This window comes from Actimicrobium antarcticum (assembly GCF_039536745.1).
Lineage (GTDB): Bacteria > Pseudomonadota > Gammaproteobacteria > Burkholderiales > Burkholderiaceae_D > Actimicrobium > Actimicrobium antarcticum.
In genome coordinates, this window is the sequence record NZ_BAAAZE010000005.1 from 421,392 (window position 1) to 443,369 (window position 21,978).

The following is a 21,978-nucleotide window of genomic DNA, read 5'->3' on the forward strand; positions in this document are numbered from 1 at the left end:
CTCCATGACCAATTCCAATTCTGCCGACAAGAAGCCGACCATCGCGATCTCGAACCTGAACTTTTTTTACGGGGCGTTCCAGGGCTTGAAAGACATCAACCTGAACATCCACGAGAAAAAAGTCACCGCATTCATCGGCCCGTCCGGTTGCGGCAAATCGACCCTGCTGCGCACGCTGAACCGCATGTACGACCTGTATCCCGGTCAGCGCGCCGAGGGCACGATCATGTATCGTGACAAGAACATTCTCGAGCCGGGTCAGGACGTCAACATGTTGCGCGCCAAGGTCGGCATGGTGTTCCAGAAACCAACCCCGTTCCCGATGTCGATCTACGACAACATCGCCTTCGGTGTGCGGCTGTACGAAAACCTGCCAAAAGGCGAGATGGACGAGCGCGTCGAATGGGCGCTCAACAAGGCGGCTTTGTGGGGCGAGGTCAAGGACAAGCTCAACAAGAGCGGCCTGAGTCTGTCCGGCGGCCAGCAGCAGCGGCTGTGTATTGCCCGCGGCGTGGCAGTTAAACCTGACGTGTTGTTGCTGGACGAACCGACCTCGGCGCTCGATCCGATTTCAACAGCGAAGATTGAAGAGCTCATCAGTGAACTCAAGGGCGAGTACACGATCACGATCGTGACCCACAACATGCAACAGGCGGCGCGTTGCTCGGATTTCACCGCGTACATGTACCTGGGCGAACTGGTAGAGTTTGGTGAAACGGACCAGATTTTCGTCAATCCGTCACGCAAGGAAACGCAGGATTACATCACGGGCCGCTTCGGCTGACCCTCCTCGCGCAATCCACCACGCAAACAACAACGCAAACAAGATCAGGAGATTTTTGATGACCGGCGAACACTCTTCAAAACAATACGACCTGGACCTCGAATCGATCCGTTCGAAAGTCCTGCTCATGGGCGGACTGGTCGAGAGCCAGCTACGCGATGCCATGGTGGCTTTTCGGACTGGCAATATCGAGATGTCATTCTCGGTCATCAAGTCCGACGAAAACGTCAACAAACTCGAAGTCCAGCTCGACGAAACCTGCAGCCATCTGATCGTCCGGCGCCAGCCGACGGCCAATGATTTGCGCACCGTGATGGCGACCATCAAGGTCATTACCGATCTTGAACGCATCGGCGACGAAGCCACCAAGATTGCCCGCACCGCTGCCAATTTGCACGAACGCGGCGCGCTGGTCATCAACCATTTCGAGACCGTGCGCGTCATCGCCAACAGCGCAGCCGACATGCTGCATGACGCGCTCGATGCCTTTGCGCGGCTCGATGCCAAACAGGCCACCCGCCTGATTGCGCAGGATGCGGTGATTGACCACGAGTTCCGTTCGATCATGCGCAGCCTGATCACGTTCATGATGGAAGATCCGCGCACGATCTCGTCGGCACTCGACACGCTGTGGGTTGCCAAGGCCATTGAGCGCATTGGCGACCATGCCAAGAACATTGCCGAGTACGTGATTTATATCGTCGAAGGCAAGGACATCCGCCACACCGATTACGCGGCTGCGGCCAAGCTCGATGAGTAAACAGCATGGCCGTTGATTTCACCACCATCCTGATCGTCGAAGACGAGCCGGCCATTGTCGAACTGGTGACGTTTGCGTTGCGCGGAGCCGGCTGGAACACGGTTGCGGTGAGCACGACCGCTGCCGCATGGGACTTCATTCAGCACCGCACGCCGCAATTGATTCTGCTCGACTGGATGTTGCCGGACCAGAGCGGATTGCGCCTGTTGTCGCGCATCCGCAATGACCGGCAAATGCAGGAAATCCCGGTCATCATGCTGACCGCCAAAACCATGGAAGAGGACAAGATTGCCGGCCTCGACAATGGTGCCGACGATTACGTGACCAAGCCATTTTCGCCGCGCGAATTGACGGCGCGGATCAAGGCACTGCTGCGCCGCAAGAGTCCGGAACATGCGCAAAGTTTGATGAAGGCCGGTGATGTGACACTGGACCCGATCAGTTGCAGCGTCAGCTTGTCCGACCAGAAAATCGAGATCGGTCATGCCGAATTCAAGCTGCTGAAATTTTTCCTGGCGCATCCCGACCGGGTCTTCAGCCGCACCCAATTGCTCGACAAGGTATGGGGTGACCATGTCGTGATCGAGGAGCGTACCGTCGATGTGCACGTGCTGCGCTTACGCAAGGCGCTGAAGGAAGCGGAGCACCTGATCCGTACCGTCCGTAGTGTAGGCTACATGCTTTCCGAGAAATAAAGCCCGTCCATGAATCCACAGTTGTTGTTCTGGGTGCCTGCGTTATTGCGCATCGGTGCGGTCTTTCTGGTGTCGGGCGTGATTGGATATTTTTTTGGCGCAGTCATTGGCCTGATGGCCAGTGCTGCGGCGCTGGTGTTTCTGGTATTGACGCAGCTAGGGTATCTGCATCGCCTCAATTCCTGGCTCGATCATCCGGATAGCGCCAAGCTGCCTGATGGTTTCGGCGCCTGGACAGATGTGTTCTCGCGTTTGTACCGCTTGCGTCGCGATGATGAAAAGAACCAGGCTGAACTGACCGAATGGCTGGCGCGGTTTCGCCAGGCCATGACCTTGCTGCCGGACGGCGTGGTCATCATGGACGATGTGCTGTTCCTGGAATGGTGCAATCCTGCTGCTGAAAAACACCTGGGATTGCGCCAGGATCGCGACAAGGGCATGCGCGTCACCAACCTGATTCGCAATCCGGATTTCATGGACTACATCATTTTGGGGCGCTATGAAAAGCCGCTGACGCTGACGTTGAAAGACCGCAAGCTGATCATGCAAATCATCCCGTTCGAGAATCGCCGCCAGATTCTGGTCACGCATGATGCGACCGAATCCGAGCGCATCGAAATGATGCGGCGCGATTTCATTGCCAATGCATCGCATGAGCTGCGCACTCCTCTGACGGTGATCAATGGTTTCCTGGAGATCGCCTTGCTGCAACCGAATCTGGAAGCGCAAACCCGTATTTCGCATCTGAAGCTGATGACCGAGCAAGGCCAGCGCATGCAGAACCTGGTCGAGGACATGCTGACACTAACCCGGCTTGAATCGATCGACTATCCGATGCGGCCGGAGCATGTGATGATCCCGGTGTTGCTGGAACAGATACGTGAAGAAGCCGAGGCGCTATCGGCCGGAAAACATGCGATTACGCTGAAGGTTGATGGCCCCGATATTCGTGGCAGCGTCGATGAACTGCGTAGCGCGTTTGGCAATCTGGTGTCGAATGCGGTGCGCTATACGCCAGCAGAAGGCACCATTCAGATCAGCTGGAACATGGGTGCCGGCGGCCCCGTATTTGCAGTGCGCGATAGCGGTATTGGCATACGTCCCGAGAATATTTCCCGGCTGACCGAGCGGTTTTACCGGGTCGACAAAAGCCGCTCGCGCGAGACCAAAGGGACGGGCCTCGGTTTGGCTATCGTCAAGCACGTGCTGCTGCGTCATGCAGCAACACTGGTGATTGAATCGGCGCAAGGGGAGGGCAGCCTGTTCAAGGTTAAATTCCCGATGGCGGCGGTGTATTCGGCCAACGAACACTGACCGGTTTCGGCAGCCACTGCCCGTTATCCGTTCTAGTTGTCGTGGTCCAGTTGCAGTGCTTCCAGGAACCGGGACACCATGTTGTAAGCCGCAATCGTTGCCGTCAGTTCGACCATTTCGCGATCGCTGAAGTGCGCCTTGACGGCATCGAACAATGCTTTCGGTACGCGGATGTCGAGTGTCATTGCATCGGTATAGTCGATCACCTGCAAATCCAGCGCATCGAAATAGTCCCGGTACTCGGCCGTTTTCAGTGCGGCCAATTGTTGCTTTGTATAGCCTTCCTTCAATGCAAACGGCACATGCTGGGCGAATTCGTAATCGGCTTCGTTGAGCACCGCGATGCGCATGATGGCGAGCTCGCGGTACTTGGCCGACAACAGGCATTGCTGGCGGATTGCCGTCAGCAACTGACGCCAGCCGTCCGCCACCGGCGGGCTTTGCAATAGCATCTTGTACAGGTTGATGACACTGCCGCCACGCTCGGCGGCGATCTGTGCGGCCTGCTCGGCGATCTCGGGATTGCTGGGGTCTGCGTAGGGGATGCGTGCCATGGTCGGTCTCTGGGGATTGAAGAAGCCGCAGATTGTGACATTGTTTGCTGAAAGTAAGGACCTTCGTGCTTTGCCGGTATCATCAGGCGCTTGGTTAACTCATCTGTCTGCCCACTTCATGCCCTCCGTACTGTTATGCCGCTCGTTGTTCGTGTCGGTCGTTGTTTTTCTCGGTGCCTGCAGTTCTGCACCTGTCCTGCCAGTTACGCCATCAGCACCGCTAGCCCAGCCACGACTGGACAAACCGATCCGGATCGGACTGGCACTCGGCGGCGGTGCTGCGCGCGGGTTTTCGCATATCGGCGTGATCAAGGCGCTGGAGGCGCAGGGAATTTTCCCGGACATCGTGGTGGGCACCAGCGCCGGCAGTCTGGTGGGTGCGCTGTATGCGGCGGGTAACAACGGCTATGCGCTGCAAAAAATGGCGCTGGACATGGACGAAGCTGCGATTTCCGATTGGAGTGTGCCGCTGTTCGCCAAGGCCAGCGGTGTGATCAAAGGCGAGGCACTGCAAAACTACGTCAATAAATCGGTCGGCAATCTACCGATCGAAAAATTCAGGATTCCGTTTGGTGCCGTGGCGGCCGATCTCAATAGCGGCTTGCCGATACTGTTCCGCAGAGGCAATGCCGGTCTTGCGGTACGGGCTTCGTCTGCCGTGCCTGGCGTGTTCCAGCCGGTACGCATAGGCAACCACTCGTACGTGGACGGCGGTCTGGTATCACCAGTGCCGGTGCGCTTCGCCCGCGAGATGGGCGCTGACTTCGTCATCGCCGTAAATATTTCGACACAGCCCGATGTGCAGGCCGCATCGAGTTCGGTGGATGTGGTCTTGCAGACTTTTGCCATCATGGGGCAGAGCATTAACCGGGCAGAGTTGAAGGATGCGGACATCGTGATACGTCCCAACCTGGGCACCATGAAGGGGAGCGATTTTGCCGGACGTAATCTGGCGATCCTGGCTGGTGAGCAGGCGACTACCAGTGTGCTGGGCGAATTACGGCAAAAATTGAAAGCCCGGCGCGAGCAATAAAAAAGCCGCATCGGTGAATCCGATGCGGCTTGTTCAGGTAGCCAATGAAACAGCTAATCGATTACGGGTGATCCGGATCGCTTATGCGGCGCGCGCCATTGAAGCGGCTTTTCCAGTAGCCGATATCCATGCTCTCGATCCGAACCTGGCCGCCTGTTGATGGTGAATGGATGAACTTGTTATCGCCAAGATAAATGCCGACGTGCGAGAAACCGCGTCGCAAGGTGTTATAGAACACCAGGTCTCCCGGCTGCAGCTCGTGGGTGTCGACTTTTTGACCGACCTGGCTGATCTCTTCGGCGGTGCGGGGTAGCGTTGCACCCCAGGCTTGCTGAAACACGAGTCGTACCAGACCGCTGCAATCCAGCCCATTCTCTGCCGTATTGCCGCCCATCTTGTAGCGAATACCGATCAGGCCCAGCGCATTCAATGCCAGCTCGGATGCCCGATTGCTCAAGGTTTGCAATTTCACCATGGCTGCCGTCATCGGCTGGTCCGTGATGTCTGCGCTCGAAGCGACGGTAGGCAATGCACACACGACGGCGAGCAGTATCGTAGTAACGCTGCGGCGAAGGTGACGACGGAATGGTTGTCTTATTATCAAAATTGAGGAATCCTTTTGAGAAAAGCCAAGGTAACCGAATCATCAAACCCTGTCAAAAGTTATTCCTGTCTGAACGGACCGGCGCGTCTATCGTACAATCGGCATTCATTTTTTTTCCGGAGTTGTGATGCTATCCAAGCCTGTGTTGTCCCTCGTTGATGTAAAAAAAATCGCTGCCGCAGCCGAAGCCGAAGCAGTCGCCAATAACTGGGCAGTCGCCATCGCGATTGTCGATGACGGCGGACATTTGCTGTGGCTGCAGCGTCTCGACGGCACTGCGCCAATTTCCGCCGATATCGCTCCTGCCAAAGCGCGTACCGCTGCACTGGGCCGCCGTGAAAGCAAGATCTACGAAGACATGATCAACAACGGTCGTGCCTCGTTCATTACCGCGCCGAAGCTCGAAGGCATGCTCGAAGGCGGCGTACCGATGATGGTTGACGGTCATTGCGTTGGTGCGGTCGGGGTATCGGGCGTCAAGTCGTCCGAGGATGCACAAATTGCCAAAGCAGGTATCGCAGCACTGCTGGGCTGATCAAGTCATCCGGTATGTCGAGAATTTCTTTCTAGACATACCGTTTCCGGTTTGCCCGGAGCCTGCCTTTCAAGCTATAATCCGGCGGTTTAGCCCATTTTATTCCGCCGTAGCGCAACTCTCTTTTAGCCCCTTGATGCCAACGCAAATTTATCCGCGCCACATGCTGCGGAAAGACGCGCGCGGTCATTTTTCAGGCATAGCGCGGCGGTAACCACATCAGGAGTTACCCCTTGCCGCCATTCTTTACTGGCCCCTCAGTCCCAGCCATCCTGGCGCTTGCAGACGGGTCGATATTTCAGGGATTTTCGATCGGCGCTGCCGGCACCACTATCGGTGAAGTCGTGTTCAACACGGCCATGACCGGTTACCAGGAAATCCTGACTGACCCAAGCTACAGCCGCCAGATCGTCACACTGACTTACCCGCATATTGGCAATACCGGCATCAATGCCGAAGATATCGAATCCTTCAAGGTGCACGCAGCCGGCCTGATCATTCGCGACCTGCCGTTGATGACCTCCAATTTTCGCTCTACCCAGACCCTGGCCGATTACCTCAAGCAGGAAAACGTGGTCGCGATTGCTGGCATCGATACCCGCAAGCTGACCCGCATCCTGCGTGAAAAGGGTGCCCAGAGCGGTGCGATCGTCGCCGGCGTCGATGTCACTGCCGAGCAGGCGCTGGCGTTGGCCAAATCCTTCACGGGACTGGCAGGGATGGATCTTGCCAAGGTCGTCTCCACGCCAACGGCATACGAGTGGACCGAGACCGAGTGGAAGCTGGGCCGCGGTTATGGCAAGCAAACTGCACCGGACTTCCATGTCGTGGCGTTTGACTACGGAGTCAAATTCAATATTCTGCGCATGCTGGCGCAACGTGGCTGCAAGGTCACCGTGTTGCCGGCGCAGGCGTCTGCTGCCGACGTGCTGGCGCTCGCTCCGGACGGCGTTTTCCTGTCGAACGGTCCCGGCGATCCCGAGCCGTGCGACTACGCAATCGCTGCCGCGCGTGAATTGATCGATCGGGGCATTCCGACCTTCGGTATCTGCCTTGGTCACCAGATCATGGCGCTGGCATCCGGCGCAAAAACCCTGAAAATGAAATTCGGCCACCACGGTGCCAACCATCCTGTGCAGGATGTCGATTCCGGCCAGGTCATGATCACGTCGCAAAACCACGGTTTTGCCGTCGACCCTGAATCCCTGCCTGCCAATTGCCGCGTCACCCACGTGTCACTGTTCGATGGCTCGCTGCAAGGTTTCGCACGTACCGACAAACCGGCTTTCTGCTTCCAGGGGCATCCCGAAGCATCGCCCGGCCCGCATGACATTGCACCCCTGTTCGACCGCTTCATCGAGTTGATGACCGGCGTCCGGAATCAATCAGGCACGGCAAGAACCGCAGGAATGGAAAAAGAATAATGGCAAAGCGTACTGACATCAAAACCATCCTGATCATCGGCGCTGGTCCGATCATTATCGGCCAGGCCTGTGAATTCGATTACTCCGGCGCACAGGCTTGCAAGGCACTGCGTGAAGAAGGCTATCGCGTAATCCTGGTCAACAGCAATCCGGCGACCATCATGACCGACCCTGAAATGGCCGATGTGACCTACATCGAGCCGATCACGTGGCAAGTCGTCGAGAGCATCATTGCCAAGGAGCGCCCGGATGCGATCCTGCCAACGATGGGCGGTCAGACCGCGCTCAATTGCGCACTCGACCTGCATCACAATGGTGTGCTGACCAAATACAATTGCGAGCTGATCGGCGCCTCACCAGAAGCCATCGACATGGCCGAAGACCGTTCCAAGTTCAAAGAAGCAATGACGCGCATCGGCCTGGGCTCGGCCCGTTCCGGCGTGGCGCATTCGATTGATGAAGCATGGGTCGTGCAAAAGACACTAGGCTTTCCGACCATCATCCGGCCATCGTTCACGATGGGCGGCAGCGGCGGCGGTATTGCGTACAACTCCGAAGAATTCGAAACCATCTGCAAACGCGGCCTCGAAGCCTCGCCGACCACCGAATTGCTGATTGAAGAATCGCTGCTCGGCTGGAAAGAATTCGAAATGGAAGTCGTGCGCGACAAGGCCGACAACTGCATCATCGTCTGTTCGATCGAAAACCTCGATCCAATGGGTGTGCATACCGGCGATTCGATCACGGTCGCGCCAGCGCAGACTCTGACCGACAAGGAATACCAGGTCATGCGTAACGCGTCGCTTGCGGTGTTGCGTGAAATCGGCGTGGATACTGGCGGCTCGAATGTGCAGTTCTCGATCAATCCTGCAGATGGCAGGATGATCGTCATTGAAATGAATCCACGCGTGTCGCGTTCATCGGCACTGGCCTCAAAAGCGACCGGTTTCCCGATCGCCAAAATCGCTGCCAAGCTCGCGGTTGGTTTTACGCTCGACGAGTTACGCAACGAAATTACCGGTGGCGCTACGCCGGCCTCGTTCGAACCGAGCATCGATTATGTTGTCACCAAGATTCCGCGTTTTGCGTTTGAAAAATTCCCGCAAGCCGACGACCATCTGACCACGCAAATGAAATCGGTCGGCGAAGTCATGGCCATTGGTCGCACCTTCCAGGAATCATTCCAGAAAGCCCTGCGCGGACTGGAAGTCGGCGTCGATGGCATGAATGAAAAAACCACCGATCGCGAGACCATCGAAGAAGAGCTCGGCGAGCCGGGTCCGGACCGGATCTGGTATGTGGGTGATGCTTTCGCCCAGGGTTTCACGATGGAAGAAGTGCATGACCTCACGCACATTGATCCGTGGTTCCTGATCCAGATCAAAGAGATTGTTGATCTTGAGCTGTGGCTTGAGACCAAATCACTGGATGACCTCGACAAGGACACGCTGTTCAAGCTCAAGCAAAAAGGTTTCGCGGATCGGCGCCTCGCCAAGTTGCTCAAGACGACAGATAAAATCGTCCGCGAAAAACGCCATGCACTCAATATCCGTCCGGTCTACAAACGCGTCGATACCTGCGCCGGTGAATTTTCGACCGATACTGCCTACATGTATTCGACGTACGAAGAAGAATGCGAATCGGCGCCCACCAACAAGAAAAAAATCATGGTGCTGGGCGGCGGACCCAACCGCATTGGTCAGGGCATCGAATTCGACTATTGCTGCGTTCACGCCGCGCTCGCGATGCGCGAAGACGGCTATGAAACCATCATGGTCAACTGCAATCCGGAAACCGTGTCGACCGACTACGACACCTCGGACCGCCTGTACTTCGAGCCGTTGACACTGGAAGACGTGCTGGAAATCGTCGACAAGGAAAAGCCCTACGGCGTCATCGTGCAATACGGCGGTCAGACGCCGCTGAAGCTTGCGCTGGACCTTGAGGCGAACGGCGTACCGATCGTCGGCACATCACCAGACATGATCGATGCGGCCGAAGACCGCGAGCGTTTTTCGCAATTGCTGAAAGATCTAGACCTGCGTCAGCCGCCTAATCGCACTGCCCGCACCGAAGAAGATGCCTTGCGTCTGGCGCAGGAAATTGGTTATCCGCTGGTGGTCCGCCCATCGTACGTGCTGGGTGGCCGCGCCATGGAAATCGTGCATGAACAGCGCGATCTGGAACGCTACATGCGCGAGGCAGTCAAGGTGTCGCATGATTCGCCGGTGTTGCTCGATCGCTTCCTGAACGACGCAATCGAGGTCGATGTCGATTGCCTGTCCGATGGCACGCGCACCTTCATCGGCGGCGTGATGGAACACATCGAACAGGCTGGCGTGCATTCGGGCGATTCGGCCTGTTCTCTGCCGCCGTATTCATTGTCGCAAGCGACCATCGATGAAATCAAACGCCAGACTTCGCTGATGGCCAAAGGGCTCAATGTCGTTGGTCTGATGAATGTACAGTTTGCGATTCAGCAGCAGGAAATCGACGGCGCGATGCAGGATGTGGTCTTCGTGCTGGAAGTCAATCCGCGTGCATCGCGTACTGTGCCGTTCGTCTCGAAAGCCACCGGCTTGCAGCTCGCCAAGATCGCTGCGCGTTGCATGGTTGGGCAATCGCTCGATAGCCAGGGAATTTTTGACGAAGTCGTGCCGGGCTATTTCAGCGTCAAGGAAGCCGTCTTCCCGTTCGTGAAATTTCCGGGCGTCGATACCATCCTTGGGCCGGAAATGAAATCCACCGGTGAAGTCATGGGCGTTGGCAAGACCTTCGGCGAAGCCTTCGTGAAATCGCAACTGGGTGCCGGCGTGAAGTTGCCGACATCGGGTCAGGTATTCCTGAGCGTCAAGGGTGGCGACAAGCCACGTGCCGTGAAGGTTGCGCGCGCGCTGGTCGACATTGGGTTCTCGGTGGTCGCGACCAAAGGTACCGCAGCGGCGATTCGTGAAGCGGGTATCGCGGTGACGACCGTCAACAAGGTCGTGGAAGGCCGCCCGCATGTCGTCGACATGATCAAGAATAACGAGATCGCGCTGGTCATCAACACCGTGGAAGAAAAGCGCAATGCGATCACGGATTCGCGGGCAATTCGTACCTCGGCACTGGCAGCCCGGGTCACGACCTACACGACGATTGCCGGCGCCGAAGCTGCCGTCGCGGGGATGGCGCATCTGGATCAGTTGCATGTCTATGATTTACAGGGCCTGCATAAATCCTTACACTAGGCCTGTCGATTTATCGTACCAACTACAATTGCAGAGGTCACAGAGGGTGTCCGGTTTTCCAGGCACCCTCTGTGACCTCTGTAGTTTTTAATCTGATTAAAAGAGACTTATGAGTACTGTACCGATCACCAAACATGGCGCGCAACTTCTGAAAGAAGAGCTGCACCGCCTCAAAACCAAAGAACGTCCATCCATTATCAATGCCATTTCCGAGGCGCGCGCGCAGGGCGACTTGTCCGAAAACGCAGAATACGATGCTGCCAAGGAACGCCAGAGTTTTATTGAAGGCCGTATCGCCGACCTCGAAGGCAAGCTCGGCTCTGCACAGATCATCGATCCGCTGACGCTGGAAGCCGATGGCCGTATCGTTTTCGGATCGACGGTCCATCTGGAAGACCTGGAGTCGGGTGACAAGGTGACTTACCAGATCGTCGGCACCGATGAAGCGGACCTGAAAGAGCTGAAGGTCTCGATCACATCACCGATCGCGCGTGCACTGATCGGCAAATTTGCCGGTGACGTTGTGGGCGTCCAGGCGCCTGCCGGCATCCGCGAATATGAAGTGCTGGAAGTACGTTACATTTAATTCATGAACATAGCTCCGCGCATTCGATTGCTGTTGATAGTCCTTTGGGTGGGCAGCTTGTGGACTATCGGCTACCTGGTTGCCCCGACCTTGTTCGCGACGTTGAACGATCGGGTGCTGGCGGGCATGGTGGCGGGCAAGCTGTTTCGGATAGAAGCGTGGCTGTCCGTGTTCATGGCGCTGTCGTTGCTGATTCTGATGGCCACCACGGTGGCGCAGGGCAGAGTGCGCAAGTGGATGTTTCGGCTTGTCGTTGCAATGCTGGCATGTACGCTGATTGGTTATTTTGGTCTGCAGCCGATGATGGCCTCACTGCGCGAAGCCGCACCCGATGGCGTGCTGTCCGGCGACGCGAAAAGCCAGTTCGGTATGCTGCATGGCGCGGCAAGCGTGTTTTACATGATCCAGAGTGTGTTGGGCGTGTTCCTGATTTTCAGGAACGATCAATCCGGTGCGCTTTCGGAAACGAAGTAGCAAATATCGGTGAGGCGGGATTGAGCAGTGACGGAATCGGGTGGTATTCAATGCAACACGAGGTCGCATTGAATGAACCGAGGTAATTATTGACCCAGTGAGGACTTCTTTGCGCTGGTCTGGCGCGGCTTGGCTCGCTTGATGGAGCCGCCTTGTGTAACCCGCTCATTGCCCTTGACCATCACTTTGGTAACGGAAGGTCGTTTGGTGCCGCTCGGGCTAGGCTTGACGATCGTTACCTCGCGCATGCCGCGGCCCTTCTTGTCGCTGCGAAGTTCTTTGACAGTTTCCTTCTTCTCGCGATACACAACCAGGAGTTTCCCGATATGCTGTACGGGTGCGGCGCCGAGTCTGTCGCAAATAGTCTCATACATGCCGATGCGCGCTTCGCGATCATCGCCAAATACGCGGACCTTGATCAAACCATGTGCATCAAGGCCGTTGTCAATTTCCTTGAGGACCGGTTCAGTCAGTCCCGCCTCACCGATAATGACGATCGGGTTCAGCGCATGCGCTTCGGCACGAAGCGCACTGCGCTCCGATGGTGTGAGTTTCAACATTAAAAATCCCTTAAAAGCAGTATTCTACGCGAATGGCAAAGAACAAATTAAACAAAAACTGGCTGCACGATCACATCAATGATCCTTACGTCAAGCTGGCGCAAAAAGAGGGTTACCGTGCCCGCGCCGTGTACAAGCTCAAGGAAATCGATGAGAACGAAAAGCTGATCAAGCCCGGTCAGGTGATCGTCGACCTTGGTTCTACCCCGGGAAGCTGGTCGCAATATGTCCGCAATAAATTGTCTGGCAAGGTCGGCGGTGGTATTGAAGGCACGATCATCGGGCTGGACATGCTGCAGATGGATCCGATTGCGGACGTGCACTTCATCCTTGGCGACTTTCGCGACCACAAGATATTGCGACAGCTGGAGGTGATTCTGGCGGGTCGTAAAGTGGATCTGGTGCTGTCCGACATGGCACCCAACCTGTCAGGCATCGCCAGTGCCGATGCGGCACGCATGGAGCACATCATCGACCTGGCGGTAGAATTTGCGCAAGGCCATCTGAAACCTTCCGGCGCTTTGCTCGTCAAATGTTTTAATGGTTCCGGATATAGTCAGATCGTCGAAAAGTTTCGTGACGAATTCAAAACCGTGTCGCCAAAGAAACCGAAAGCAAGCAAAGATAAATCTTCCGAGATATTCTTGCTTGGTCGAGGCGTGAAAAATCCGATATCGTTGCAAAAAGTCTTGTCGGACTCTTGATTTCAACGATCTTTAGCCCAATGTCATGCTCAGCATGCACTCTTTAATACGAGTAAAATCAGGTTTGCACATCAGGCATATGGCGCTACGCGCGTCCAAGGAGTTCTAGTGAATAATATGTTTTCCAAGGCTGCCATTTGGGTAGTCATTGCCATGGTTCTCTTCATGGTGTTCAAGCAGTTCGACAGCCGTGGCCTGTCGGGCGGCGCGACGTCCGTGCCCTACTCCGATTTTCTGGATGAAGTAAAAGCCAAGCGCATCAAGGAAGCCACGATCGAAGATCGTACTTTGCTTGCGACGACGACCGATGGCAAAAAGATCAAGACGGCAATTACCTATCTTGATCGTGGCCTGATTGGTGATCTGGTCAACAACGGCGTCAAGTTCGATGTCAAGCAGCCAGAAGAGCAATCGTTCCTGTCCCAGATATTCATCTCCTGGTTCCCGATGTTGTTACTGATTGGCGTATGGGTATTTTTCATGCGGCAAATGCAGGGCGGTGGCAAGGGCGGTGCATTTTCTTTCGGTAAATCGAAGGCGAAGATGCTCGACGAAACCGCGAACGCGGTGACGTTTGCCGATGTGGCGGGTTGCGACGAGGCCAAAGACGAAGTGCAGGAGCTGGTTGACTTCCTGCGTGACCCGACCAAATTTCAGAAACTTGGAGGCCGTATGCCCCGAGGTGTCCTGATGGTGGGTCCGCCAGGAACTGGTAAGACCCTGCTGGCCCGTGCCATTGCGGGCGAAGCGAAGGTTCCTTTCTTTACGATTTCCGGATCCGACTTTGTCGAAATGTTTGTCGGCGTGGGTGCATCCCGTGTGCGTGACATGTTCGAAAACGCCAAAAAGCAATCGCCTTGCATCATTTTTATCGACGAAATTGATGCGGTAGGCCGTCATCGCGGCGCCGGTATGGGCGGTGGTAACGACGAGCGCGAACAGACCTTGAACCAGTTGCTGGTCGAGATGGATGGTTTCGAAGCGAATGCCGGTGTGATCGTGATTGCAGCAACCAACCGTGCCGACGTGCTCGACAAGGCGCTGTTGCGTCCGGGCCGCTTTGACCGTCAGGTTGTGGTGGGCCTGCCCGACATCCGTGGTCGCGAGCAAATTCTTTACGTTCACATGCGCAAGGTACCGATTGCTCCCGATGTCAAAGCAGACATTCTCGCTCGCGGTACACCAGGTTTCTCTGGTGCCGACCTGGCGAACCTGATCAATGAGGCAGCATTGTTCGCAGCCCGTCGCAACAAACGTCTGGTGGAGATGCAGGACTTCGAGGATGCCAAGGACAAGATCGTCATGGGTCCTGAGCGCAAGTCAGCAGTGATGCGCGAGGAAGAGCGCCGCAATACGGCGTTCCATGAGTCGGGCCATGCAGTTGTTGCCAAACTGTTGCCGAAAGCCGATCCGGTGCACAAGGTCACGATTATGCCGCGGGGCTTTGCCCTGGGCCTGACATGGCAACTGCCGGAACATGACCGAGTGAATTTGTACAAGGACAAAATGCTCGAAGAGATTGCCATCCTGTTTGGCGGTCGCATCGCCGAAGAGATCTTCATGCATCAAATGTCGACAGGCGCTTCGAATGACTTCGAGCGTGCCACCAAACTTGCCCGCGCAATGGTGACTCGCTATGGCATGTCGGAGAGCCTTGGCACGATGGTCTACGAAGACACCGAGCAAGATGCCTATTTCGGTCGTTCGTCTGCGAAGACGGTTTCCGAAGCGACGCAGCAAAAAGTGGATCTGGAAATCCGCAGCATTCTTGATGGCCAGTACGCGTTGTCTCGTCGCCTGCTGGAAGAGAATCGCGAGAAGGTGGAAATGATGGCAAAGACCTTGCTTGACTGGGAAACCATCGACGCAGATCAAATTAACGACATCATGGAAGGGCTGGAACCACGTTTGCCGAAAGCGGGCATACCGCCGAAGCGTAAAAATTCCGATAGCAGTTCAGGCGGCGTAACACCTACTGCGACCGCACCTGCCTAATTAGTTATCCTGTTTGTTCGAGGGGCGAGACGAAATTCTCGCCCCTTTTTATTTTTCTGAATCCAATGAATCCAACTCACTTGCAGTGCGGCCGGTATCGGCTGCCAATAGCGGCTGGCGTGGCGCCCTTGGTCATGGGTATCCTGAATGTCACGCCCGATTCTTTTTCCGATGGAGGGCGGTTTCATTCGCTGGAGTCAGCGCTGTCACGCGCTGAAGAAATGATCGATGCGGGTGTCGACATCATCGACATCGGTGGAGAATCGACCCGTCCGGGTGCCGTGCCTTTGTCGCTGGAAGAGGAGTTGCGACGTGTTTTGCCGGTGGTGTTTGCGCTGCGCGATTGTGGCAAGCCGCTATCCATCGACACCTACAAACCGCGCGTGATGATCGAAGCTCTGGCCGCCGGTGCCGACATGATTAACGACGTCTCCGGTTTTCGCCAGCCCGAAGCATTGATTGCCATCAAGCACAGTGATTGTGCGCTTTGTATCATGCACATGAGCACCGATCCGCAGTCGATGCAAAGGCGTCCGGCGTATCAGGATGTTGTTAAAGAAGTAAATCAATTTTTGCTGGAACGGATCAGTGAACTCGACGCCTGTGGCGTGGCGCGTGCGAGGCTGTGTATCGATCCCGGTTTTGGTTTTGGTAAAACACTGGAGCACAACATCGCCTTACTGAAAAATCTCCGGTCGATAGCTGCTGCCGCGGAGCTGCCTTTGCTGGCAGGCCTGTCGCGCAAGTCCATGATTGGTGACATCACTGGAAAAACAGTCGACCGCAGGCTCGCCGGAAGCATCGCAGCGGCAATTGCTGCAACGGCGAATGGCGCTGCAATTTTGCGTGTTCATGATGTTCCGGAAACGATTGATGCACTGAAAGTCTGGCGCGCGGCAATATAATAAACAATCACAACAAGGGTTCTCAATGTCGCGAAAATATTTTGGAACGGATGGTATCAGGGGCAGGGTGGGTGTCACGCCTATTACGCCGGAGTTTGTCATGCGGCTCGGCTATGCCGCCGGAAAAGTGCTGACCGCTACAGCAACCGGCAAGCCGACGGTGCTGATTGGCAAGGACACCCGGATTTCTGGCTACATGCTTGAGGCTGCACTGGAAGCTGGCTTTGCCGCGGCTGGCGTGGATGTGATGCTGGCGGGACCGATGCCGACACCTGCGGTTGCCTATCTGACGCGTGCACTGCGGCTGGCCGCTGGCGTCGTCATCTCTGCATCGCACAATCCGTTTCACGACAATGGCATCAAGTTCTTCTCTTCCCAGGGCAACAAGCTGCCTGACGCGGTAGAGCTGGAAATTGAAGCGCAGCTGGAGCTGCCGATCGGGTGTGTGGTGTCTGAAAAGCTCGGCAAAGCACATCGTCTGGATGACGCTCAAGGTCGATATATCGAGTTTTGCAAAAGTACCTTTCCAAACGAGCTGGATTTGCGGGGCCTGACCATCGTTGTTGACTGCGCTCATGGCGCGGCTTACCACGTTGCGCCCCACGTGTTTCACGAACTCGGCGCAGAAGTGATTGCGATCGGCAATCAGCCCAACGGGGTCAACATCAATGACGATGTGGGCGCGACCGCGCCAGCTGCATTGGCCCGTGCTGTCCAGGCCAACAAGGCAGATCTCGGTATCGCCCTTGACGGAGATGCCGACAGGCTGGTGATGGTCGATGCGGACGGTCGAATATTCAATGGGGATGAGCTGTTATACATCATGGTCAAGGACCGGATGACGACACAGACCGTGCCCGGCGCGGTCGGTACGTTGATGACCAACATGGCACTTGAGGTCGCATTCAAAAAGCTGGGGGTCGGTTTCGCGCGGGCCAAGGTCGGAGACCGTTACGTGCTGGAAGTGCTGCAGGAACGTGGCTGGACTCTCGGTGGTGAAGGCTCCGGTCATTTGCTGTTCCTGGACAAGCACACGACCGGTGACGGCATTGTCTCTGCATTGCAGGTCCTGTCTGCGCTCAAGCGCAGCGGCAAGACCCTGGCGCAATGTACCGACGACATCACGATGTATCCACAATCCCTGATCAACGTCCGTGTCGATCCTGGTTTCAACTGGACCACCAATCTGGCCATGGTGTCGGAAAAAGAAATGGTCGAAGCTGAACTGGGTGATGCCGGTCGGGTTTTGATAAGGGCCTCCGGCACCGAGCCATTGATCCGTGTGATGGTTGAAGCAAAAACTGCCGAATTGGCAGAAAAGATGGCGCGTCGAATCGCTAACAAGGCAACTTCCGCCTGAGCCAGTCAGCGCAAGCTGTTGTCGGTGTGACACCGCCAACAGCTTGCGCACGATGCAATTGCACGCAAGTTAATTTCGCGAGCTTTCGTTCTTCTTTCAGTAAAAATTCGGGGGCCGTCGATTGCGCTTTGGAGCCATGGTTCGCGCCAGTCCGGACCATCATTAACAGACACCGATTCCGCTCCTGCCTGCAAATCAAGCAACCTTTCAGCCGTACCCGCACCATCCTCGATTACACTTGCGAGCAATCGACTAACAGACTACGCCGCCCGCAAAAATGCCCAAACCCTCGTATCAAGTCCTGATCGTTGAAGACGAGCCCGGTATCGCGGAACTGGTGCAATTCACACTGTCCGATGCAGGCTTTTCATCCAGAAGTGCGATGACGGTACAGAGTGCCCAACTCGCTGTGGCCGACGAATTGCCCGAGGTCGTTCTGCTTGACTGGATGCTGCCCGATGGGTCCGGCCTGACGCTCTTGAAGGAGTGGCGCAAGACAGAGCGACTGGCCGTGCTGCCGGTGATCATGCTGACTGCCAACGGCATGGACGAAGACAAGGTACGTGGGCTCAATGCCGGCGCCGACGATTTCATTACCAAGCCGTTTTCCCCACGAGAACTCGTCGCCCGCATTCATGCCCTCTTGCGTCGCAATAAGAGCGATGCTGCACGTTCTGCAGATTGCTGCGGCCTCATCACGATCGACGTGAAGCGCCATCAGGTGGCGGTTGCTGACCAGCCGATCAAACTTGATCAGGCCGAATTCCGGCTTCTGCAGTTTCTGGTTGCCCATCCCGAACGCGTTTTTTCACGCTCGCAGTTGCTCGACAAGGTATGGGGCGATGAGGCGTATCTCGATGAGCGCACTGTCGATGTTCACATCATGCGATTGCGCAAATCGCTTGGGCCCGCCGCCAACTACATCAAGACTGTGCGCAGTGTCGGATATATGCTGGATGCCTCGTCAGAATGAATACGGCGATCTGCAAGTTTAAGCGGCCCGGTCATTGACGAAAATGGCTACGCCCGCTATGATTCTGTCTATCGGAGTGTAGCGCAGCCCGGTAGCGCACCTGGTTTGGGACCAGGGGGTCCAAGGTTCGAATCCTTGTACTCCGACCAGAAAAGTAAAGCGGGTTGTCGAAAGACAACCCGCTTTTTTTCGTTTTGCGATAAGTTGGGTTTCGCAGCTAGCTTGTCAGTACAAATCAGTTCTTTGCGGTGCTCCGTATTGACTATCCAGCCCCGCTGGTTTTCGTTGCAACGACTTGCAGCCAACCATTTTATTCCGCTTATCTGCCCTTAGCTCAACTGGATAGAGCAATGCCCTTCTAAGGCATAGGTTACTGGTTCGATTCCAGTAGGGCAGACCAGTCACTCTTCATTCGCCGATAGCTCGGCACTCCACACACTTTTCACTGACACCACACGTCTGCATGTCAGGGCCGAAATGCAGAGTTGGTTCTGCCGAATCGACTGGCGGGATACCTGCCGGTGACGCTCGATCTCCGATGTCAACGCGCCTTCGATAACGGCTGATGCGCATTCGCGGCAGATTAACAAAGTCCTTGCAAGTTAATGTAAATAAAGATAATTTCAAGGTTACTGGCAAGTATCACTGAACGATAAAAAGTGAACGCCAGAAGCAGCGCCTCGATGCGCTGACGATAAAAAACGAAGGAGACGGCAGTGAAGCCAATGGCACAGTCCATTCTGGAAGTCCGCGGGGTCACGCTCGCGTTCGGCGGTGTGAAGGCGTTGAATGACGTCAGCTTTTCTGTCGAGGAAGGTTCGATCACTTCGGTCATCGGGCCCAACGGCGCCGGTAAAACCTCCGTATTCAACACCATCTCAGGTTTCTACACGCCAGCTTCCGGCGATATCCGTTTCTGTGAGCAAAGCCTGGCTGGCGTCAAGCCACCTCGGCGTGCCGCGCTAGGCATGGCACGCAGCTTCCAGAATATTGCGCTATTTCGCGGCATGAGCGTACTGGACAACATCAAGCTCGGTCGCCATTGCCACCTCAAAACCGGTCCCCTGTCTGCCTTGTTTTATACCCGTTCAGCGCGGCGCGAAGAAGAGGCGCTGCGGCAGGAAATCGAAGAGCGCATCATCGATTTTCTTGAGATCGATCACATCCGCAAAGCGCCTGTCGCGTCACTCTCGTATGGCTTGCAAAAGCGGGTGGAACTGGCCCGTGCGCTGGCCATGAAGCCAAAAATCCTGTTGCTCGATGAACCGGTCGCCGGCATGAACCGTGAAGAAACCGAAGACATGGCGCGCTTCATACTCGAAGTGCGACGCGAGTGGGGTGTCACCATCCTGATGGTCGAGCATGACATGGGTATGGTGATGGATTTGTCTGACCATGTCATCGTCCTCAACTTCGGTCAGGTCATCGCGGACGGGAAACCAGCCGAGGTGCAAGCCAATCCCGAGGTGATCAAAGCCTATCTCGGCTCCGGTGACGTGATGGCATTGCGCGCCCGTTACAAGGATGCAGCGATGGCGCGCGCGCGGAGCGCCGCATGAATATCGACTGGCTTTTTTTCTTCGAGATTTCTCTCGCCGGACTCGGTACCGGCGGCCTGTATGCGCTCACCGCACTGGCCTTCGTCATCATCTACAAAGCCACCCGCGTGGTGAACCTCGCCATCGGCGACATGCTGATGATCGGCGCCTATCTGTTCTTTGCTTTTTCGGCCGGCATGGGTTTGCCGTTGTGGATCGCGATTCCGGCGGCGCTGTTGTCGATGGGCGTTGTCGGTGCGGTGGTCGAACGCACCATCATTCGGCCCATGCTCGGTGAATCGCCGATTTCCTCGTTCATGGTGACGGTCGGGCTGTCGTCAATTCTGGTCGGCCTGGTCGAGCTGATCTGGACGGCGGACCAGCGTCGCTTGCCCGAATTCCTGCCGACCAAACCGATCCGGATTGGTGAAGCATTCCTCGCACCTAAAATCTTCTACGGCTTCTGGGTGGCGGTCGTGCTGATCGTCGTTGTCCTGCTGATATTTCGATTCTGGCGCGGCGGCGTCGCGCTGCGCGCCACGGCGTCCGACCAGGGTGCGGCCTACTCGATGGGGATCAATGTACCGCGCGTGTTTTCGTTGTCGTGGTCGCTGGCGGCAGTCATTGCCGGCGTCGCCGGTATCGTGGTCGGGACGATAGGGGGCATCTCGTCGTCGATGGGCGTGTTCGGTTTGTCGGTGCTGGTGGTGGTGATCTTTGGCGGGCTCGACAGCGTGCTGGGCGCACTGGTCGGCGGTTTGATGATCGGACTGATCGAGGCATGGACCGGCACCTATCTCGGTGGTGAATACAAGTTGCTCGCCACCTTCAGCCTGCTGGTGCTGATATTGCTGATCCGGCCGTATGGCTTGTTCGGCACCCATGACATAGAGAGGCTGTAATGCGCATCGGCTCCGCGAAACAAAGTTATCTGGCCGATCAGGCGCTGTTCGACAGCGTGCCGCAGCGGGCGTGGTTCGGCGCGCTGCTGCTGGCGCTGGCCGGATTTCCGTTCATGGCCAATGAATATTGGCTGTACCTGGCCTGTCTGGTTGGCCTGAATATCGTCAGCACCACCGGCCTCAATTTGCTCACTGGCTACACCGGTCTGGTCAGCCTCGGCCAGGCAGCATTCATGGGACTCGGCGCTTACACGGTTGCCATCCTGCAGGTGCGGTACGGCTCGCCGTTTCTGTTGAATCTGCTGGCCGGCGGGTTCGTGGCGATGCTGGGCGGTATCCTGGTCGGACTGCCTTCGCTGCGGGTCAAAGGCCTGTACCTGGCAATTGCCACGATCGCCGCCGGATTCATGACGCATTTTGCGTTCTCGCACTGGGCCGGTATCACCGGTGGCAGTGGCGGCATGACGGTGCCGCCCGCACGGCTGTTCAGCTTCGAGCTCGATACCTCGTTTCGTTTGTACTGGGTCATCATGCCCGTCATGATCCTCATGGTATTCGGCGCGGCCAATCTGTTTCGCACCCGGATCGGTCGTGCCTTCATTGCAATTCGTGACCGCGATATTTCGGCCGCCGTGCTCGGCATTCCGCTGATGCCCTACAAGCTGATGTCGTTCGCCATTTCGTCGTTTTATGCCGGCGTCGCCGGTGGCCTGTTTGCGTATTTCTTTCGCGTCGTCACACCGGAAAGCTTTCCGCTGCTGATGTCGATCTTCTTTCTTGCGGCCGTCATCGTCGGTGGCATGGGCACCATCAGCGGCAGTATTTTCGGCGCGATTTTCATGACGCTGGTCCCTGAATTGCTCAAGCTGATCGTCGGCTGGTTACCGCTCGGCGACAACGCGACGCTGGTGCTGTCGCCGGTGCGCACGATAGTTTTTGGTTCGATGATCGTGCTGTTCCTGATCTTCGAGCCGCATGGTCTGGCGGAGATCTGGCGTCGCATCCGCCGTCTGTTTCATCTATGGCCGTTCCGGACATAGCAATCATA

General features: G+C 56.3%; 21 protein-coding genes and 2 tRNA genes. 20 read left to right on the forward strand and 3 right to left on the reverse strand.

The window, feature by feature from the left end; all coding sequences use genetic code 11:
• The first annotated feature begins 4 nt into the window (after positions 1-4).
• The 4 genes from pstB to phoR are packed head-to-tail and all read left to right on the forward strand — an operon-like array spanning position 5 to position 3,553.
• Entirely contained in the window at positions 5-784 is a 780-nt protein-coding gene (gene pstB / locus ABD720_RS04670; protein ID WP_344762071.1) for a phosphate ABC transporter ATP-binding protein PstB, read from the forward strand.
• 58 nt (positions 785-842) lie between these two features.
• On the forward strand, positions 843-1,544 hold the full coding sequence (phoU, locus tag ABD720_RS04675; protein ID WP_344762072.1) for a phosphate signaling complex protein PhoU: 702 nt from the start codon (positions 843-845) through the stop codon (positions 1,542-1,544).
• Between the two features lie 5 nt (positions 1,545-1,549).
• Complete coding sequence (gene phoB / locus ABD720_RS04680) at positions 1,550-2,239, forward strand: phosphate regulon transcriptional regulator PhoB (RefSeq protein WP_344762074.1); 690 nt, start codon at positions 1,550-1,552, stop codon at positions 2,237-2,239.
• A gap of 9 nt (positions 2,240-2,248) precedes the next feature.
• Positions 2,249-3,553 (forward strand): phosphate regulon sensor histidine kinase PhoR, encoded by a 1,305-nt coding sequence (gene phoR, locus ABD720_RS04685; protein WP_344762075.1) that lies wholly within the window; start codon positions 2,249-2,251, stop codon positions 3,551-3,553.
• Positions 3,554-3,585: 32 nt separating this feature from the next.
• On the opposite strand, the gene ABD720_RS04690 is transcribed toward phoR, so the two are convergent.
• Positions 3,586-4,107 (reverse strand): carboxymuconolactone decarboxylase family protein, encoded by a 522-nt coding sequence (locus tag ABD720_RS04690; protein ID WP_344762078.1) that lies wholly within the window; start codon positions 4,105-4,107, stop codon positions 3,586-3,588.
• A gap of 118 nt (positions 4,108-4,225) precedes the next feature.
• Between ABD720_RS04690 and ABD720_RS04695 the strand changes: the two genes are divergently transcribed.
• On the forward strand, positions 4,226-5,140 hold the full coding sequence (locus ABD720_RS04695) for a patatin-like phospholipase family protein (protein ID WP_344762080.1): 915 nt from the start codon (positions 4,226-4,228) through the stop codon (positions 5,138-5,140).
• 61 nt (positions 5,141-5,201) lie between these two features.
• Here ABD720_RS04695 and ABD720_RS04700 read toward each other — a convergent pair whose 3' ends face one another.
• On the reverse strand, positions 5,202-5,678 hold the full coding sequence (locus ABD720_RS04700; protein ID WP_425547908.1) for a C40 family peptidase: 477 nt from the start codon (positions 5,676-5,678) through the stop codon (positions 5,202-5,204).
• Positions 5,679-5,871: 193 nt separating this feature from the next.
• On the opposite strand from ABD720_RS04700, the gene ABD720_RS04705 reads away from it, so the two are divergent.
• From ABD720_RS04705 to ABD720_RS04725, 5 genes are all read left to right on the forward strand, one after another.
• On the forward strand, positions 5,872-6,279 hold the full coding sequence (locus ABD720_RS04705) for a GlcG/HbpS family heme-binding protein (protein WP_344762081.1): 408 nt from the start codon (positions 5,872-5,874) through the stop codon (positions 6,277-6,279).
• Positions 6,280-6,512: 233 nt separating this feature from the next.
• Positions 6,513-7,703, forward strand: coding sequence for a glutamine-hydrolyzing carbamoyl-phosphate synthase small subunit (carA, locus tag ABD720_RS04710; RefSeq protein ID WP_344762082.1), 1,191 nt, complete (start codon positions 6,513-6,515; stop codon positions 7,701-7,703).
• Positions 7,703-10,933, forward strand: a complete 3,231-nt coding sequence (carB, locus tag ABD720_RS04715) for a carbamoyl-phosphate synthase large subunit (protein ID WP_344762083.1) — start codon at positions 7,703-7,705, stop codon at positions 10,931-10,933. The genes carA and carB overlap by 1 nt, the downstream gene beginning before the upstream one ends.
• 109 nt (positions 10,934-11,042) lie before the next feature.
• On the forward strand, positions 11,043-11,519 hold the full coding sequence (gene greA, locus ABD720_RS04720; RefSeq protein ID WP_344762084.1) for a transcription elongation factor GreA: 477 nt from the start codon (positions 11,043-11,045) through the stop codon (positions 11,517-11,519).
• A gap of 3 nt (positions 11,520-11,522) precedes the next feature.
• Positions 11,523-11,993: a DUF4149 domain-containing protein gene (locus tag ABD720_RS04725; RefSeq protein ID WP_344762085.1), complete on the forward strand. Its 471-nt coding sequence runs from the start codon at positions 11,523-11,525 to the stop codon at positions 11,991-11,993.
• An 86-nt stretch (positions 11,994-12,079) separates the two neighbouring features.
• Here the strand turns inward: ABD720_RS04725 and ABD720_RS04730 are convergent, their stop codons facing one another.
• Complete coding sequence (locus tag ABD720_RS04730; protein ID WP_344762086.1) at positions 12,080-12,553, reverse strand: YhbY family RNA-binding protein; 474 nt, start codon at positions 12,551-12,553, stop codon at positions 12,080-12,082.
• A gap of 32 nt (positions 12,554-12,585) precedes the next feature.
• Between ABD720_RS04730 and ABD720_RS04735 the strand changes: the two genes are divergently transcribed.
• The 10 genes from ABD720_RS04735 (at position 12,586) to ABD720_RS04780 (ending at position 21,970) form a co-directional block, all read left to right on the forward strand.
• Entirely contained in the window at positions 12,586-13,257 is a 672-nt protein-coding gene (locus tag ABD720_RS04735; protein ID WP_344762087.1) for an RlmE family RNA methyltransferase, read from the forward strand.
• Between the two features lie 108 nt (positions 13,258-13,365).
• Positions 13,366-15,252 (forward strand): ATP-dependent zinc metalloprotease FtsH, encoded by a 1,887-nt coding sequence (gene ftsH / locus ABD720_RS04740; protein ID WP_344762088.1) that lies wholly within the window; start codon positions 13,366-13,368, stop codon positions 15,250-15,252.
• A 65-nt stretch (positions 15,253-15,317) separates the two neighbouring features.
• Positions 15,318-16,157: a dihydropteroate synthase gene (folP, locus tag ABD720_RS04745; protein WP_344762089.1), complete on the forward strand. Its 840-nt coding sequence runs from the start codon at positions 15,318-15,320 to the stop codon at positions 16,155-16,157.
• Between the two features lie 25 nt (positions 16,158-16,182).
• Positions 16,183-17,517: a phosphoglucosamine mutase gene (gene glmM / locus ABD720_RS04750; RefSeq protein ID WP_344762090.1), complete on the forward strand. Its 1,335-nt coding sequence runs from the start codon at positions 16,183-16,185 to the stop codon at positions 17,515-17,517.
• 277 nt (positions 17,518-17,794) lie between these two features.
• On the forward strand, positions 17,795-18,490 hold the full coding sequence (locus ABD720_RS04755) for a winged helix-turn-helix domain-containing protein (RefSeq protein ID WP_344762091.1): 696 nt from the start codon (positions 17,795-17,797) through the stop codon (positions 18,488-18,490).
• 72 nt (positions 18,491-18,562) lie between these two features.
• A tRNA-Pro gene (locus ABD720_RS04760) sits at positions 18,563-18,639 on the forward strand.
• Positions 18,640-18,813: 174 nt separating this feature from the next.
• Positions 18,814-18,890: transfer RNA gene (locus tag ABD720_RS04765), tRNA-Arg, on the forward strand.
• 325 nt (positions 18,891-19,215) lie between these two features.
• Complete coding sequence (locus ABD720_RS04770) at positions 19,216-20,049, forward strand: ABC transporter ATP-binding protein (protein ID WP_344762092.1); 834 nt, start codon at positions 19,216-19,218, stop codon at positions 20,047-20,049.
• 2 nt (positions 20,050-20,051) lie between these two features.
• Positions 20,052-20,930: a branched-chain amino acid ABC transporter permease gene (locus tag ABD720_RS04775; protein ID WP_344762323.1), complete on the forward strand. Its 879-nt coding sequence runs from the start codon at positions 20,052-20,054 to the stop codon at positions 20,928-20,930.
• Positions 20,930-21,970 carry a branched-chain amino acid ABC transporter permease gene (locus ABD720_RS04780; RefSeq protein WP_344762093.1) on the forward strand — a complete coding sequence of 347 codons (1,041 nt, stop codon included), beginning with the start codon at positions 20,930-20,932 and terminating at the stop codon, positions 21,968-21,970. Before ABD720_RS04775 ends, ABD720_RS04780 begins: the two co-directional genes overlap by 1 nt.
• Positions 21,971-21,978: the final 8 nt, after the last annotated feature.

Coding starts and splice junctions, on each gene's coding strand:
- ABD720_RS04780 (WP_344762093.1), top strand. CDS start 20,930: ATGCGCATCGGCTCCGCGAAACAAAGTTATCTGGCCGATCAGGCGCTG.
- ABD720_RS04735 (WP_344762087.1), top strand. CDS start 12,586: ATGGCAAAGAACAAATTAAACAAAAACTGGCTGCACGATCACATCAAT.
- ABD720_RS04695 (WP_344762080.1), top strand. CDS start 4,226: ATGCCCTCCGTACTGTTATGCCGCTCGTTGTTCGTGTCGGTCGTTGTT.
- ABD720_RS04730 (WP_344762086.1), bottom strand. CDS start 12,553: ATGTTGAAACTCACACCATCGGAGCGCAGTGCGCTTCGTGCCGAAGCG.
- ABD720_RS04725 (WP_344762085.1), top strand. CDS start 11,523: ATGAACATAGCTCCGCGCATTCGATTGCTGTTGATAGTCCTTTGGGTG.
- ABD720_RS04755 (WP_344762091.1), top strand. CDS start 17,795: ATGCCCAAACCCTCGTATCAAGTCCTGATCGTTGAAGACGAGCCCGGT.
- greA (WP_344762084.1), top strand. CDS start 11,043: ATGAGTACTGTACCGATCACCAAACATGGCGCGCAACTTCTGAAAGAA.
- folP (WP_344762089.1), top strand. CDS start 15,318: ATGAATCCAACTCACTTGCAGTGCGGCCGGTATCGGCTGCCAATAGCG.
- phoB (WP_344762074.1), top strand. CDS start 1,550: ATGGCCGTTGATTTCACCACCATCCTGATCGTCGAAGACGAGCCGGCC.
- phoR (WP_344762075.1), top strand. CDS start 2,249: ATGAATCCACAGTTGTTGTTCTGGGTGCCTGCGTTATTGCGCATCGGT.
- ABD720_RS04705 (WP_344762081.1), top strand. CDS start 5,872: ATGCTATCCAAGCCTGTGTTGTCCCTCGTTGATGTAAAAAAAATCGCT.
- ABD720_RS04770 (WP_344762092.1), top strand. CDS start 19,216: ATGGCACAGTCCATTCTGGAAGTCCGCGGGGTCACGCTCGCGTTCGGC.
- phoU (WP_344762072.1), top strand. CDS start 843: ATGACCGGCGAACACTCTTCAAAACAATACGACCTGGACCTCGAATCG.
- ABD720_RS04690 (WP_344762078.1), bottom strand. CDS start 4,107: ATGGCACGCATCCCCTACGCAGACCCCAGCAATCCCGAGATCGCCGAG.
- glmM (WP_344762090.1), top strand. CDS start 16,183: ATGTCGCGAAAATATTTTGGAACGGATGGTATCAGGGGCAGGGTGGGT.
- carB (WP_344762083.1), top strand. CDS start 7,703: ATGGCAAAGCGTACTGACATCAAAACCATCCTGATCATCGGCGCTGGT.
- pstB (WP_344762071.1), top strand. CDS start 5: ATGACCAATTCCAATTCTGCCGACAAGAAGCCGACCATCGCGATCTCG.